Below are 14,600 nucleotides of genomic sequence, written 5' to 3'. Positions count from 1 at the left end.
CTTGGTCGCTTTTATACAATCTTTGCATTTTGTACTGATAGCTCTGGTCTTATTAGCCAATTTAAAAGGGAAAAGGGTTTTTGCCGGAGCATTATTTAGTAGTGCGGCAATTTTTTTTGTCACTATTTACTCAGTCATTTTCACCATAGGAAGCTTCAACTTCACATTTATACCGCTGATTATGTTCCTTCAGTTTTTTATTTTTTCCCCTAAGGAAAGAAACTATATCATTTTTTTCGTTTCGGTTTCGGCACTTTGCTACGCTGCCGTGTTTGTCATTGCTGAGCACTATCAGTCATTGTCGTTTTCGCTTCCTGAAGGCTTGTTGAATGCACAGAAGTGGAACACGGTGGTCGGCTTGCCGGTCCTCAGTATGGCAATAGGGGCCTATGCTTTTTTCACTATCAAAAAGGCAGAAGACGAAACCGCCAAAGAAAAACAAGATCTCAAGGCTGCCCAAGCCCAACTCATCCAGCAGGAAAAACTCGCCTCCCTCGGCCAGCTGACGGCGGGCATCGCACACGAGATCAAGAATCCCCTGAATTTTGTCAACAACTTCTCGGAAGTGAGCCTAGAGATGATCGGGGAAATAAGGGAAGAGCGGGCCAAAAAAACTGAGACGAGGGATGAAAAACTAGTCGATGAAATCCTGGACGATATCCATTCCAACCTGGAGAAAATACACGAACACGGCGCGCGGGCCAATGGCATCGTCACCTCCATGCTGCATCACTCCCGTGGAGCTTCCGGCAAGAAGGAGTCCACTGACCTCAATGCCCTTGTCAAGGAGTTCGTGAACCTGAGCTATCACGGTATGCGGGCGGGGAAAAATCCGATACAAGTGGAGATCGTCCTAGATTTGGCCGATTCGGCCGTGGAGATGCGTTTGGTCAGGGAGGACATTTCACGGGTGATTATTAACCTTTGCAACAATGCCTTTGACGCGATGCGCGAAAGGCTGCAGAAGTCACAAGATACAAACCCTACTAGTCCAGATTTTGGACATGAGGCAAAGGAACCAAATGGCAGTTACGCCCCGGTATTGAGGGTAGCTACCAGCAGTAAGCACGGCAAGGTAGCTATGGCTTTTGAAGACAACGGAGTCGGGATACCCGATGAGATCCGCGACAAGATCATGCAGCCTTTTTTCACCACCAAAAAGGGAACCGAAGGTACCGGCCTGGGGCTGAGTATCACCCACGACATCCTAAAGGCTCACGGGGGAGACCTCGGAATCGAATCGAAGTTGGGCTTCGGCACAGTAGTCCAGGCAGTCTTCGATCCATCCCAGCAAAGTCTTTAGCGCCATGGTTCGCCACGGTTTGGGGTCCGGGAATAGCCTGTATCCGGGGATGGGGTAAGATCCTGAAAGGGGCGAACATCCCAATAGCCCTCGGTCAGTGGACGTCGTCGAACTGGAACTGGGGGAAATGGAGGTTAAGATGATAGGAGATAACCCCGTGAGGGCTTGAACTTGTAGGAAAGGGAGTCACAAAATTCAAAAGATATTAATGTGTAATTACAAATTATACCCAGAGTCAAAGATGAAAGACAATGCAATACGCTGAGGGGGGATAAACTCCACCCAGTCAAAGGCTTATTCTACACTTCGAGGGGGGAATTCATTTTTTTGATAAAAGATTGTTAATGAAAGACCTTCCTCCTTATCATATGCCAGCAAAATTGGTATTTCATATTTTTCATGATCAGTCCATAGCCTTCCAGACCAATAACCAGAACGTATTTGTTGAAAATCGAATTGTGAAATTTTACTTGAACCTATAGAATCATTCCCATAAAAATTATATAATTTTTCGACTAATAATTCAAGAAAGTTCAATGAAATAAACTCAAAATTGGTTGAAGTTAAAATGATGTTTTTTTTTTCTGTATCTAGAAAAGTATTTATCTCAATTTTATCAAACAAATTGAAAATCTTTGGCATAACTTCCTTTTCAAATTTAATTACTGCGTTACCTGTGCTGTTTTCAGAAGCAGAACATGGGAAAAAAGAGGAATTAGGAATATTATCAAAACTTAAGTCTAGTAAATTTTCTAATTTATTTTGAATATTCATATATTTAAAATTAAATACAGAAACATGATTTTAACCACTTATAATTTTTAATTACGATAGTTATTTTTTAAAATTTGTTCGAAAACATCTAACAATTTCTCTCAAAATTAATTCATTTTCTTTTAGCATATCACTTTGAACATAATAAAATTCATTTGTTTGTGAAATATCTTTTTTATTAAAAAAATTAAAATTTCTATATGACTCAGATAGTCTTCTGTTAATTTTTCTAATGTTCTCCACTAATGTAATATAATCATTGTATTCACTATCGTTTAAATATATAGACAATCTATAAAATGACTTTTCAAGCTTATTTAAACCTGGTCTAACAATTTCATCTACCTCCTTCCCTCTAAACTTTCCCTCAATTATGTCATAATAAGGTATCTCCAACCAAAATGCACTTTGATCTGCATATTGCTCTAAAAATTCATTTATAGCTTTTATTTTTCCTGCTCTAAAAATCTCTTCAATTATTTCATTTTTTCTTCTTTTGTTTTCTAGAATATATTTTATTGCAATAAATGCTAATCCGATCAATATTAATAACTGATCCCAATATTGTTCAAAAATTAATTCAAAAATATTCATACTTCACCCCCTTCCACAATCTTAATTTCATCCTCCGTCAAGCCATATAATTCATAGGCCAAGCGATCAATCTTAGCGTCGGTGCGGCTGATTTCGGACTGTGTGTAAAACTTGTCGTTTTTTGCCTTTTTGGCGGCGGTCAGGATACTATTGGCCATGGGCGGGTACGCTTGCAGTCTGTTGGGTTGATAATCTTTCCCTAAAGATATCATTTCAACCGAAAACGAACCGATGATTTTTCGGGAGAAGTAGATTTTTTGGAGGCTAAGGTGGTAATGGTGCCTGGGTCAGATATACCTTCCGAAGGTACCCGAGTACCTTTTTTGCCTACCGCTGTACCTTCCGAAGGTACCGGAGTACCTTTTTTGCATACCGCTGTACCTTCCGATGGTAGTGCTGTACCTTTTTTGGGTACCCGTCGAGCCTTTTTGGAGACAGGTGTACCTTTTTTAGAGACAGTTTGAGCCTTTTTTGGTACACCTGTACCTTTTTTGGTGACAGGTCGAGCCTTTTTGGAGACAGCTGTACCTTTTTTAGAGACAGCTTGAGCCTTTTTGGTAACAGCTGTACCTTTTTTAGAGACAGCTTGAGCCTTTTTGGTAACAGCTGTACCTTTTTTGGAGACAGTTTGAGCCTTTTTGGAGACAGCTGTACCTTTTTTGGGAACAGGAGTAGCTTCGGAGCCTAGTTGGGCTGCCTTTGGACGGGAGACGAAAAAGGGCCGACTGCAAGCAATCGGCCCCTAGTGGTTGTGTTAAGTTTATTTTCAGGCATTAATTTCCCCCGTTCGGCTTCTTTCTGCGGCCTTGGCCTTTGAAGCGCCTGCCCAGGTCTTCGTCTATGGGCTTGGCATCGGGGATATTCATCTTCACCCCAAACTGCACCCCGCCGTAGTAGCCCAGGCAGTCGGCATAGAGCTCTGAGCCGGATTCCATGATGGTGTCGTTGAGATTGCTCTGCAGCTGCTCTACCGTGCGCAGAATAGGAGTGAGCTGGCTGATGACCTTCCAGTCCTTGCCCATCTCCACCGCGCTGACAACGGAGGGGAGAAATTGGGGATTGGAAGCGACGTAGTCCATGGTCTTCTCGACAAAGGGCTCCGTGCCGTCACCCATCTTCAGCATCGTGCGGCGATCCTCAGGTGTCAGGGCGATCACATAGGGACCCAGGGTGTCTACCACGAGCTTGAGGGCGTCTTTTACTTTGGTGATATCCGCATCGGGGATATCCACCGAAACCAAGTTTCTGGTGCTCATAATTAAAAAGGTTTTAAAGTGAAAAATAGATAACTACTAGTAATTTAATAAAAAGTCTCTTCATATAAATATTTGGTAAATATATTTTACCTAAAAATTATCTATTGAAATAAATGGTTTTTAAAGACCTTTTTTTAACGTTTAGCGCTTTTAAGCTATGCCTGGTTTATAAAAGCTTAGGCTTTTGCCTTAGGAAAGGGCCGTTCCTGAGTATGCCCTAGGCCGAAAAATCCACGCGGAAGGTAGTGCCCTCGTCCACCTGGCTGGAGATACTGATCTTGGCACCGAGGGATTCGAGCTGGGTCTTGACGATGTATAGTCCGACACCCTTGGCATCGGGATTCTTGTGGAAGGTCTTGTTCATGCCAAACACCTTGGCTCCATGCTTCTTCAGGTCTATGCCCAAGCCGTTGTCGGAAAAAGTCAGGTAAGGTTTTCCTGCTTCGATTCCAGATTTGATTTCAAGTACAGGCGGACGCTCGGGATGGCGGTACTTGAGGGCATTGGACATGAGGTTGAGAAAGACGCTCTCCAAGTAGGATCGGGAAAACATCAGGCCCGGACACTCCGAAAAGTCCGCTCCCAGCTCGGCATCAAGGGAAAGGATCTGGCCGATCAGGGCGGTTTTGGTCTTTTCAAATACCTCGGAAAAGGACACCTCTTCGAGCTGCTGGTCGCTGTCCTCCTGTATCTTGAGCACGTCGATGGTCTCCTCCATGGTGGAGAGGAGGTTTTTGATCACCTGCTCGACCAGACCAAAGAGTTCTTCTCTTTGCTCTTGCTCTGCCTCGACTTGGTAGAGTTTGATCAGGGCATCTAGCGTCATGACCGGAGAGCGGAGGTTGTGGGAGATGATGTGGGCAAAGTTGAGGAGCTGCTTGTTTTTGGACTCCAGCTTTTCCAGCAGTGACTTCAGTTCCTTTTTGGAATTGTTGAGCTGGGTGATATCGGTAGCGATGCCGATGAAGCCCAGGTGCTTTCCCTTGTCCGAGCTGATCTGGGAGACGTTGAGCTGCACAGGGAAGGTGCTGCCGTCTTTGCGGACGTAGTTCCACTCGTCGGAGTTGACTTTGCCGTCTATGGTAAAATAGGTGAAGACCTCGCGCGGCTGGACTTCAGAGTCGGTTTGGGCGCTCAGGAGGGAGGCCTTTTGCTGGATTTCGCTTTGCTCGTGAAACTGGGCCGGCTTTAGCTTGCCGACCACCTCGTCCGCATCGTAGCCCAGCATGCGTTCGGCTCCTTTGGAAAAGTGGCGGATCAGGCCGTTTTTGTCCGTGGCGATGATGGATACTGGAGCGGAGTCGAGGATACCCTTGAGTTCCTGGTTTCGGATTTCCACCATCTTTTCGAGGTTTTGCTTCGCGATGAGGAGTTCGGTTTCGGCTTTGAGCCGCTTTTCATCGGATCTATTGAGCCAAGCCGAGGCATCCCAAATGAGTACTAGGCCCATCACCAAGATGCAAAGGGCGAAAAGCGCGATGCCAAAATCCACCTGGATAAGATCCTGTCGCTGCACCTGCATCCAGGCAAAGCTGAGGACGATAATCACTAGAACGATTCGCGGAGTCAGCCTGCGGGCCATGATGCTCCCTTTCTTGTCGCCTAGCAGGAGTCCGGTGATTCCTAAGTGCGGCTGATGTACGGTCAGGAATATGGAAAACACAAACCAAATCAGCGCGATGCTCGGTGAGATGGCGGTCAAAAATGACAGGGTGTAGAAATCGGGTACGCTCATCAGGTATCCCATCAGCGCGACAAAGGCCACTAGACTGATCGCATGCAGGAGGATTTGCCCCAAAAGTGGCCTGGGAGGCGTTTTGGTGAAAAAGAGGAGCGACATGCCAAACAGCAGGTAGATGATGGCGGTCATCCCGGGCATCCTTCCCGGATTGGGCTGTCCTTCGGACCTTCCTATGCTGTCCCTGACTATCAGTTCGTCGATCCCCAAACTGACCTGGAAGAAATCCTGGACGATAGAAAGCGAAGCCATCACCACGATGACAATCGCCAGCATCCAAGCACCTTTGACTGATTTTCCACCCGACCAGAGCCAAGAGCCCAGTCCGGCCAATACCATCAGGAATGCGGAATTGAACTTGATGCCGGGCAAATCCGGAAAAAGCTGGAGGAGGATGCGGATATCCAAAAACCAACTGACGACAAAAACCAAACCCAGACCGGTGAAGATTTGGGCAATCAGTGGCAGTTTCTTTTGAAATAGGCTGGTGGTAATCAAATAGGGCAGTCGATTGGCTAGATGGAAACATCCATAAACTCCGCGAAAAAAGCAAATTTCGCAGGCAATCTTGGTGCGTGATTGACCCTCCCCGTGACTGACTTAGTACATTTTATTAAACACTCCGCTAATTTGACACTCCGCCATCGCCGTCGACGGCGGAGTAGTAGTTAGGTTTAGTTCTGGAAGGAGCAGCTTGCAGAATAAAGCGCGATATGCTGTCCGAGATCTTCAAGTCTTGGCTTTTTGATTGAGGTAAGTTGATCGCAATCCCCAAATAGGTTTGCGAATTCGTCCTTGTAGTTGCCGTTTTTTACCTTGATCAACGGTCCGCCATTTTTGGATACGAAGAAGGCCCGGTGCTTGTCACCAGTCCAAGTGATGTATTCGCCCCCCAGTGCAGTCGTCTTTCTGGCAAAAGGATCGTAGAAGACCTCAAATACGTCATCAAAGCCGGGATTCAGCAGCTGCAAGAGCAATTCATTTTCTCCGTTTAGGCTAGTGTTTCTGAAGACAATAAAATCCTCAGGCTTCGCCGTAGGCTGGTTTTTGGTGAGCAGCTTCTTGACTGAGGAACCTCGTTCCATTGCGTATTGAAGCCTTACCGCTCCGTTCATGGCAACGGCAAATTCATGGATATTCTCCGCGCTGATCGTATGGCTCTCGCCAAATTCATCTTCCAGTTTGACTTTGGTAATACCTCGGGTACTGGTAGTTGTCAGGATTTTCCCCTCTATCACTTCTCCGGTCTTGAGCAAGGCATAGCCTCGGTTGGACATGGGTACCTCTTCGAGTGGTTGCTGGAGTTCCTGCGCAGATAGGGAAAGGCAGATTCCGAAAAATGCGACAATCGTGGTCTTTAGGAATTTCATAAGCTTTTGGTTTGTCGATGAGATGGAAAATAGGAGAGGGGGGTTGCTTCGGATTGGAGTTTTTTTTGATCCACCGTGACAAACCCCAGCGAAACAATGTCCCGCTTGTGAAGGGGGATTTGCGTTGATCAGGACTTCAATCTTTCAGGGGTGATTAGGAAGTAACTAGAGGCTGTCTCAAAAGGCCTGATTGCGTCAGCCTGAGCACTGGAGCTACGGGAGTAGCGTATATCAAAGGCCATTTACAGGGAATACAGGCGCATTTCGACTTCGCTCAATGTGACACAACAGTTATGAGACATCCTTTTTTTTGGCGGTTCCTGTCTTCCCCTTCCACAAGTCGGGCGAGGGATGTATTGCTTCAAGCCTTCTCCAAAAAATAAACCCTCATCTCCCGGCGCAACTTGAAACCCATGCGCTCGTAGAGGCGGATGGCTCCGTAGTTGTCTGGATATACATGGAGGAAAGGCGTCTTGCCCTCTTCAAGGATGTATTGAATTTGGTTTCTTATAAGCTCCGCCCCGAATCCCTTTCCCAGAAAATCGGGATGGGTACACACCGCACTTACTTCCACGAAGGGGCTCGGGTTGAGGCGCTGACCAGACATGGCGGCAAGCCTCCCGTCTTGAAAAATGCCCTCGTACCTGCCGAGTTCGATGGTTTTGGAGAAGAAAGGTCCAGGATTGGTCAGGCGGGTGAGTGAGATCATCTCGGGGACATTAGCTTCCGTCAGCGGCACGGCTCGGGGAGAGTCAAGGGCTTCGGGCAACACTTTGCCATCGAATACCATCTGGGAAATAGGCCTTTGGAACATCACCTTCCAGGTGCTTGGAATGGCGACATCCCCCGGCGTGAAGAGAATAATCGGGTCCCCGACTGAAAACCACTCCTCCAGATCCTGCCATTCTTCGTCTCGATAGGTGCGAAAGCCTACAAACTGGCCCTTGTCCCGCTGCATAAATCGAACGCAGTCGTTGCCTTCGGCGTGGATTTTACTGCCCGTGGTAAGGGCATTCCAGATTGGATTGTCAAGGATGATACTCATGGTTCTATGGACTGTTTGGGAAAAGGGGAAGCAGAGGGTTCAGACAAATTTCTTTCGCTTAAACCAAAGGTAGATGACTACTGAAATGGTAATCATGATTGCCCACGTAATATAATATCCCCATTGCCAATGCAATTCGGGAATGTTGTTAAAGTTCATGCCGTACACACCGACGATGAAGGTGAGCGGTAGGAAGAAGGCCGAAAAAATCGTGAGAAGCTTCATGACATCGTTACTCTTTTGCGCGGTAAGCGAGAGATGGGTGTTGAGTATAGACTGGGCATCCTCGATTGCCTCATCAAGCTGCAGCATGTAATTGACGATCGACTCCCGGATATCCTGTAGGTTGGATACATTTTCAGGCTTCACGACCAGTTGATTGAGCACATTGTGGGAGAACTGCAGAAGCTTTCGGCAGATGCGTGCCTTGGCCTTTTGGTAGTAGAGCTGCTCCATGGAGACTTTGCCGTGTTTTTTGAGGAAGATCTCCTTTTCATTGTCGTCCATCTTGTCACTGAGCCAGTTGACGGGAGCTTCGAAGGTCAGCAACATTTCCAGCACAATAGCCAGCATCAGCTCTTCGGGATCTTTGAATTCTTGGTCTTTCAGCTTTTTCAGAAAATCAAAAGGCTTCTGGTGGATGGTGATCAGGTTCTCCTCCTTGATCAGAAAGGCTATTTTATTGCTCAGTTTGGCGACCGTGGTATGGTTGAGATGGGGCTCTACGGTGAAAGCCCTGAAGATCATAAAAGTGAATGCGCCATGTTTTTCCAACTTGGGCAAGTGCCCGTGTTCCAAGGCGTCATCCAGCAGATTGACGTCGATCAGAAAGGGGTGGGTTAGGTCGATGAGTTCAGTTTGCTTTGGCTTTTCTATGTCAAGCCACTCGAATTTTCCGAAGTCTTTTTTGAATTGCGCCATGAAAGGGAAACCAGTTTGTACCAATGCGCTGCCAGTCAAGTATGCAAGCGGCTTTCATCAGTCAATTTCCGAATAAAAACATCATTGAATATAGAGTTTTTTTTGCTCGCCGATATAGGCGAGGGGCCAAAACAGCCTGCATCCGTCTATTTTCCGAGCTGGTTGAGGCTCAACCGAAGGATTTCCCCCATGTTTTTGCAGGTGAGAAAACCCATGTTTTTGTAGTGCTTGGACAATTCTTCCCTGAGGCTGACCACATTTTCCTTAGGTGCCAGGTGGTCGTGCTCCATGCAGCGGAGAATATCCTCTATCTCCTTGTGAGAGGACTTGAGACGGGTGGCAATCAGCGCCCGCTCCTCGCGCTGGTATTGCCGCATTGATTCTGAGGTGATGTATTTCATCCCAAGCTCGATCAGGGCGTTGTTTTCCTTGAAGTACTGGGGGAGGTAGATGGATTTTTTCCCCTCATAGCTCTGCTGGTCAAAATCAATGGCACGGATGCGGTAGTGGGTCTCCTCAAAGTCCGGCGTGACGTCGATCACGAAGTTGGAGGAGTGCATGTCCCCCAGCAGCCGGGCAAAGCATCGCTCGTTGAACTTGACAAATTCTTTGGCCAAGCGGATGGGGTTAAGGTGGGGATCCTGCATGTGAAGCTTCATAAACTTGTCCCCGGGGATCCCTGCGATGTGCTCCTCGATGAGGGTGTTTTGGTGAACAAGGTAGCTGATGCGGTTGGGGGAAAGAAGGTCTTCCAGCTCCAGGCCATACACTCTGGAGGCGTCCGCATTTTTGATGTAAAAGTAGTCGAAGTTGTCGTTGATGCGATTGACGATCCGCACGCGGAAGGGCTGGGTATTCCCGTAAACGCAGAGGTCTATGCGGTCCACAAAGAGGTGCTCCATCACGCTCATATCGCCCCCGGCCTTAAGCAAGGCGTAGATTTTTTTGACATTGTGGTGGATTTCCTCACGGTCACTTTCGGCATAGAAAACCGTCTCCCAGAGGGTATCTTGGTCTCGGGTGTCGTAGAGGGCTATCGAGCCGTTGTAGCGCAACAGTTCGTGGTAGTGGATGGGGATGTCGACTTCCCTGGAATACTTGATCAGATAGCGCCTCAGAACCGGGGAAATGGGGTAAATAAGCTTTTTTTTGCTGATCAATGCCATAACTTACAAATGCACCTGCTGGCTTTTCTTCAGATATCTGTGGAAAATAAATGGCCCGAAAGGCAAGACCGAAGCGATGAGGGCAAAGAGTGTCTTTGCAAAATCCCAATTCAGTTTACGGGCTGTCGGAAAGACGGTGTAAACATAAACGACGAACAGGATGCCGTGGGCCCAGCCGGTGTATTTGACCGCCAAGGGCAAATCAAAGACATACTTCAACGGCATGGCGATTCCGAGTAGAATCAGGAAAGACAATCCTTCGAGCAGACTTATCCATTTGAATCTTCTGGCCCATTTGGTTTGTTCGGTGTTCATTTGCTTGGGGAAAGGTTGAATAGGACTTGTAGGGAAGTCCAGAGTTTTACTTTCAGGTTTTTGTCCTGGGAGATTTCGCTCAGCGAGTCGGCAAAAAGATACTCCGTCTCATCGTCTGAGAAGACTTCATAGCGGGAGGAGGAAATGCCATTGACGGGGTGCTTGATCCGGCCAAATTTTAGGACGGTGTGGGCATTGAGGTTTTGAAACTCGGCCATGCTGCGGTTTTCCAGAGCAGCGGAGGATACCATTCCCACCTCGCTCATGGAGTGTCCACAGGCCTTGATCATTTTGGTGAGCATATCCATCAGTTCTGGCATGAGTTCCTTTTCCTCATGGAGAATCAGGACTCCCTTGCTGAAATCGCCTCGGATGGGTATGGGCTCCACGGTCAGTTCTTCGAGCTCGATTGGTGGGCTTGCCTTTGCCTCGGTCTGTGGCAAATTTGCCTCAGCAGACGATTCCGTTTGGTAGGTCTGAGCTGGCATGGAGACGCTTTTTTCGACTTCGGCTGTTTCCGCGGGACTGTTTTCCAATTGCGCCAAGATAGCCTCTCTGTCTTCGGGAATTAGGTACAGCTCTTCTTCGATTAGTGATTTGAGTTCCTCAAGACTTGCGTTTTCCATGGCTGGAAATTGGGTAAAAAAAGCCGGTTGGCAAAGTTTGACTGGGATTTAAAGTCGGAAGTAGGAGGAGGGATGTCGGATGTCGGATGCTCACAAGCCCAATATTCGATGGAATACGAAATGGTGATGATGAGGTTCCGCTCACTGCACAAGATCAATGAGAAAATTTCGCGGGATTTTGCCAGCTTAATACCAAACATAGTATGGATAAGTGCGTTGGGCCGACGCAGCAGCGAGGCTCTAGGTGAAAGACAGAAGCGCCCAAAACAGCACTACTTCTCTCCGATGTTGAAAATTGACTTGAGTTCGACGGCGTCTTCCGGCTTCATTCGCTTGGCCAGCACCAGCCTGAGCTGCCTTCTTCTCAGTGCACCGTCGAAATGCTCGATTTCTTCCGGAGTTTCCGGGATCAGTTCGGGAACCTCGATGGGTCCGCCGTTTTGGTCCACGGCCACAAAGGTGAAATACGCGCGATGGGTGGTGAGTTTCTTTCTTGCCGGAATGTCCTCGGCAGTTACTTCGATGAATACCTCCATGGAAGAATTGAAAGCCCTAGTCACTTGGGATCTAAGTGTGACCACGTTGCCTAGGTTGATGGGCTCCTTGAAGGAAATGCTGTCGGCAGAAGCAGTGACTACGATGCGGTTTGAGTGTTTTTGCGCGGCAATCGCGGCCACGATGTCCATCCAATGCATTAGACGTCCACCCATGAGGTTGTTCAATGCGTTGGTATCGTTGGGGAATACCATTTCCGTCATGATGGTGACGGATTCCTTTGCGAACTTTTGCTTTGCCATAAAACTGATTTTAGACAAAAATAGAAATAAAATTCTGTTTACAATATCTGAAAAACATTAGTCAAAATAATATTCTGAAACTAAGTCGTTTCCGGCTAATGTAGCGGAGGAGAGGAGATGGAGGTTAAGGGCCTGATTTGCTAGTGTTTCCAGCCATCTTTGCCCAAAAGCGGAACGAATGCAAAGCCGTCAAATTCCTCCCTTTCAACGTTTTTGGCGGACTTTTTCGTGATCTTGACCATGGCTTGGCGCTTGCGATCTCCGACCGGAATCACAAGAATGCCGCCTATCTTGAGTTGGTTGACAAGTGCCTCTGGGACAACAGGGGCCCCGGCGGTTACAATGATCTTGTCGTAAGGAGCAAACTGTGGCAGTCCCTCAGTGCCGTCTCCATAGAAGAGATGCATTTCTATTCCCAATCGTTTGAGGAATCTCTGGGTGGCCTCGAACAGTTTTTTTTGGTATTCGATGGTGTAGACTTCTGCCCCCAATAGATGTAGAATACTGCCTTGATAGCCTGATCCGGTACCGATCTCGAGGATCTTATCCCCGGATTTCACGTCCAAAAGCTCGGTTTGAAATGCAACTGTGTAAGGCTGGGAAATGGTCTGACCCTCGCCGATCGGAAAGGCCTTGTCTTCATACGCATGTGAGATCAATGCCGTGTCAAAGAAAAAATGCCTGGGCAAGGTGTTGATAGCTTCCAGTACTTTTTCACTTTGGATACCCTTTCTACGGAGTTCGGCGACGAGGGCGCGACGTTTTCCCTTGTGTAGGTAAGTATCTTCGAGTTTTAGCATGCCTGGAGGGTTTTGGTGGTCGAAGATAAATGAATATTTGCCTTACTTTGAACCCGGAAAGGCATTTTTTGCTTATCCATTTGATTCATCGAAGTTTAAAATTCAGTCATGTTTACAGGAATAATCGAGTCCTTTGGGATTGTCGAAGCGATCACCGAGGAAGGCAGCAACGTTCATTTCGACATGAAGTCGGAGATTGCCCAGGAGCTCAAGATCGACCAATCTCTGGCCCATGACGGCGTCTGCCTGACGGTTGTCAAGGTCAGTCCCGATTCGTATCGAGTGACGGCAATTGACGAGACTATCCGCAAAACCAACCTCGCAGGCTGGAGAGTTGGGAAGAAAGTCAATCTGGAACGCTGCATGCCGGCCAATGGACGTTTCGATGGGCATATCGTCCAGGGGCACGTGGACCAGACAGGGACGGTAAAAAGGATCAGCGACGAAAACGGTTCTTGGGTATTTGATCTGGAGTTTGATCAGTCCACAGGAAATGTGACTGTAGAGAAGGGATCCATAACCATCAACGGCACCAGCCTAACCTGCTTCAATTCCAAGCCTGGTGGATTTTCGGTTGCGATCATACCCTACACTTTTGAGCATACCAATTTCCATCAGCTTCAGGTGGGAGACCTTGTCAACTTAGAGTTTGACATTGTGGGCAAATACATTGCCCGAATGATCAAGGGGTATTGACTCAGTGGGCAGGTAGCAGTTTGTAGTTTTGAGAACTACACACTGCCTACTGAGGACTGCCTACTGAAGGCTGGCGACTGTCTGTACGTCTTTGACTAGGCGGAATCCGACGTTGGATGATCCGGAGTCATAGGAAGTGCCTTGTCGAGCCGATGGGCGGTAGTTTACGCAATAGTTTGGCGCGCAGAGGAAGGAGCCACCCTTCATCACCCGTTCCATTGCGTAGGGATTGTCGGGGTTGTAGCAGGGATTCATGTTAGCGTCCAACTTAGGAGCTTGGCCTGCCAGTCTGGCAAATTTCAAGGCATCGTACCAGTCGGAGGTCAATTCCCATACATTTCCGATCATATCATACAGTCCGAATGAATTTGGGGCAAAGGAACCAACAGGAGAGGCTCCGATGTAGCCATCAGTTCCTTCGTTTTTATGAGGAAACACTCCCTGAAAGGTGTTGGCTAGATACTGTCCACTGGGATTGAGTTCATCGCCCCAGGCAAATCGTTTTCCATTCATGCCACCGCGAGATGCAAACTCCCATTCAAATTCTGTGGGAAGACGTTTGCCCGCCCATTCGGCATAGGCCTGTGCATCTTCAAAGCAGATCTGCACGACCGGATACTTTTCTTTGCCCTCTATACTGCTTCCAGGTCCTTCGGGATGTCTCCAGTCGGCACCCTCCACCCATTTCCACCAAAGTGAGATGTCGTCGGTAGGAACGGGAAAAGCAGGCGGCGAAAAAACCATTGCCCCAGGCACCAATACAGACTCGTCGGGTTTTGGGGTGCCGGGAGGCAGTTGCTTCTTAAGCTCTTCCCATTCAGGCTTACGCTCCGCTACGGTTACATAGCCAGTAGCCTCCACGAATTTTGCAAATTCTTCATTGGTAACTTCGTGTGTGTCCATCCAAAAGCCAGAGACTTCGACCTCTACTGCAGGTTTTTCGGCAGGATAGGCATCCGCTTCATTTGTTCCCATGGTAAATTTACCTCCGGGAATCCAAGCCATTCCAGCTTCCTTTTTCGGGGGCTCAGGATCTGAAAAAGTGATTTGGTTATTGGTTGACGCCTTGCTTTCTTCCGTTTGCTTGGGGGAATCACAGGAGGCGATGGTCGCCCATGAAAGTGCAGCAAGGCACAAAAATTTTATCGAGCTGGGATATTTCATGGGTGAAATTTACTCTAAAAAGAGGTTCTAGCCAT

Annotated in this window: 16 protein-coding genes; 2 read left to right on the top strand and 14 right to left on the bottom strand. The window is 47.7% G+C overall.

Going from position 1 to position 14,600, the window contains the following annotated elements; all coding sequences use genetic code 11:
- Window positions 1–181: 181 nt before the first annotated feature.
- Window positions 182–1,303, top strand: a complete 1,122-nt coding sequence (locus tag J0A67_RS08105; protein ID WP_206568808.1) for a sensor histidine kinase — start codon at window positions 182–184, stop codon at window positions 1,301–1,303.
- Between the two features lie 294 nt (window positions 1,304–1,597).
- On the opposite strand, the gene J0A67_RS08100 is transcribed toward J0A67_RS08105, so the two are convergent.
- The 13 genes from J0A67_RS08100 to J0A67_RS08040 form a co-directional block, all read right to left on the bottom strand.
- Window positions 1,598–2,077: a hypothetical protein gene (locus J0A67_RS08100; RefSeq protein ID WP_206568807.1), complete on the bottom strand. Its 480-nt coding sequence runs from the start codon at window positions 2,075–2,077 to the stop codon at window positions 1,598–1,600.
- Window positions 2,078–2,137: 60 nt separating this feature from the next.
- Window positions 2,138–2,671: a hypothetical protein gene (locus J0A67_RS08095; protein ID WP_206568806.1), complete on the bottom strand. Its 534-nt coding sequence runs from the start codon at window positions 2,669–2,671 to the stop codon at window positions 2,138–2,140.
- Complete coding sequence (locus tag J0A67_RS08090; RefSeq protein ID WP_206568805.1) at window positions 2,668–2,829, bottom strand: hypothetical protein; 162 nt, start codon at window positions 2,827–2,829, stop codon at window positions 2,668–2,670. The genes J0A67_RS08095 and J0A67_RS08090 overlap by 4 nt, the downstream gene beginning before the upstream one ends.
- 615 nt (window positions 2,830–3,444) lie before the next feature.
- Complete coding sequence (locus J0A67_RS08085) at window positions 3,445–3,927, bottom strand: hypothetical protein (protein ID WP_206568804.1); 483 nt, start codon at window positions 3,925–3,927, stop codon at window positions 3,445–3,447.
- Between the two features lie 217 nt (window positions 3,928–4,144).
- Window positions 4,145–6,163 carry a sensor histidine kinase gene (locus J0A67_RS08080; protein WP_206568803.1) on the bottom strand — a complete coding sequence of 673 codons (2,019 nt, stop codon included), beginning with the start codon at window positions 6,161–6,163 and terminating at the stop codon, window positions 4,145–4,147.
- 176 nt (window positions 6,164–6,339) lie between these two features.
- On the bottom strand, window positions 6,340–7,035 hold the full coding sequence (locus tag J0A67_RS08075; protein ID WP_206568802.1) for a hypothetical protein: 696 nt from the start codon (window positions 7,033–7,035) through the stop codon (window positions 6,340–6,342).
- A gap of 361 nt (window positions 7,036–7,396) precedes the next feature.
- Entirely contained in the window at window positions 7,397–8,080 is a 684-nt protein-coding gene (locus tag J0A67_RS08070) for a GNAT family N-acetyltransferase (protein ID WP_206568801.1), read from the bottom strand.
- A 39-nt stretch (window positions 8,081–8,119) separates the two neighbouring features.
- On the bottom strand, window positions 8,120–9,001 hold the full coding sequence (locus J0A67_RS08065; protein WP_206568800.1) for a CorA family divalent cation transporter: 882 nt from the start codon (window positions 8,999–9,001) through the stop codon (window positions 8,120–8,122).
- Between the two features lie 146 nt (window positions 9,002–9,147).
- Window positions 9,148–10,167 carry a hypothetical protein gene (locus tag J0A67_RS08060; RefSeq protein ID WP_206568799.1) on the bottom strand — a complete coding sequence of 340 codons (1,020 nt, stop codon included), beginning with the start codon at window positions 10,165–10,167 and terminating at the stop codon, window positions 9,148–9,150.
- Window positions 10,168–10,170: 3 nt separating this feature from the next.
- The gene (locus J0A67_RS08055) at window positions 10,171–10,482 is read right to left on the bottom strand and encodes a DUF3817 domain-containing protein (protein ID WP_206568798.1); all 312 of its coding nucleotides are present in this window, start codon (window positions 10,480–10,482) and stop codon (window positions 10,171–10,173) included.
- Window positions 10,479–11,108 (bottom strand): hypothetical protein, encoded by a 630-nt coding sequence (locus J0A67_RS08050; protein WP_206568797.1) that lies wholly within the window; start codon window positions 11,106–11,108, stop codon window positions 10,479–10,481. The genes J0A67_RS08055 and J0A67_RS08050 overlap by 4 nt, the downstream gene beginning before the upstream one ends.
- A 272-nt stretch (window positions 11,109–11,380) precedes the next feature.
- A complete protein-coding gene (locus J0A67_RS08045) occupies window positions 11,381–11,905 on the bottom strand; it encodes an acyl-CoA thioesterase (RefSeq protein ID WP_206568796.1) in 525 nt (174 codons plus the stop codon).
- 140 nt (window positions 11,906–12,045) lie between these two features.
- Complete coding sequence (locus J0A67_RS08040; RefSeq protein ID WP_206568795.1) at window positions 12,046–12,705, bottom strand: protein-L-isoaspartate(D-aspartate) O-methyltransferase; 660 nt, start codon at window positions 12,703–12,705, stop codon at window positions 12,046–12,048.
- 108 nt (window positions 12,706–12,813) lie between these two features.
- Here J0A67_RS08040 and J0A67_RS08035 point away from each other — a divergent pair, with 108 nt between their 5' ends.
- On the top strand, window positions 12,814–13,401 hold the full coding sequence (locus J0A67_RS08035; RefSeq protein WP_206568794.1) for a riboflavin synthase: 588 nt from the start codon (window positions 12,814–12,816) through the stop codon (window positions 13,399–13,401).
- 60 nt (window positions 13,402–13,461) lie between these two features.
- Here the strand turns inward: J0A67_RS08035 and J0A67_RS08030 are convergent, their stop codons facing one another.
- On the bottom strand, window positions 13,462–14,565 hold the full coding sequence (locus J0A67_RS08030) for a formylglycine-generating enzyme family protein (protein ID WP_206568793.1): 1,104 nt from the start codon (window positions 14,563–14,565) through the stop codon (window positions 13,462–13,464).
- Window positions 14,566–14,600: the final 35 nt, after the last annotated feature.

The sequence above is a fragment of the Algoriphagus aestuariicola genome (assembly GCF_017254835.1).
GTDB lineage: Bacteria > Bacteroidota > Bacteroidia > Cytophagales > Cyclobacteriaceae > Algoriphagus > Algoriphagus aestuariicola.
Note: the sequence above shows the minus strand (reverse complement) of the source record. Positions and strands in the feature narration are given on the sequence as shown.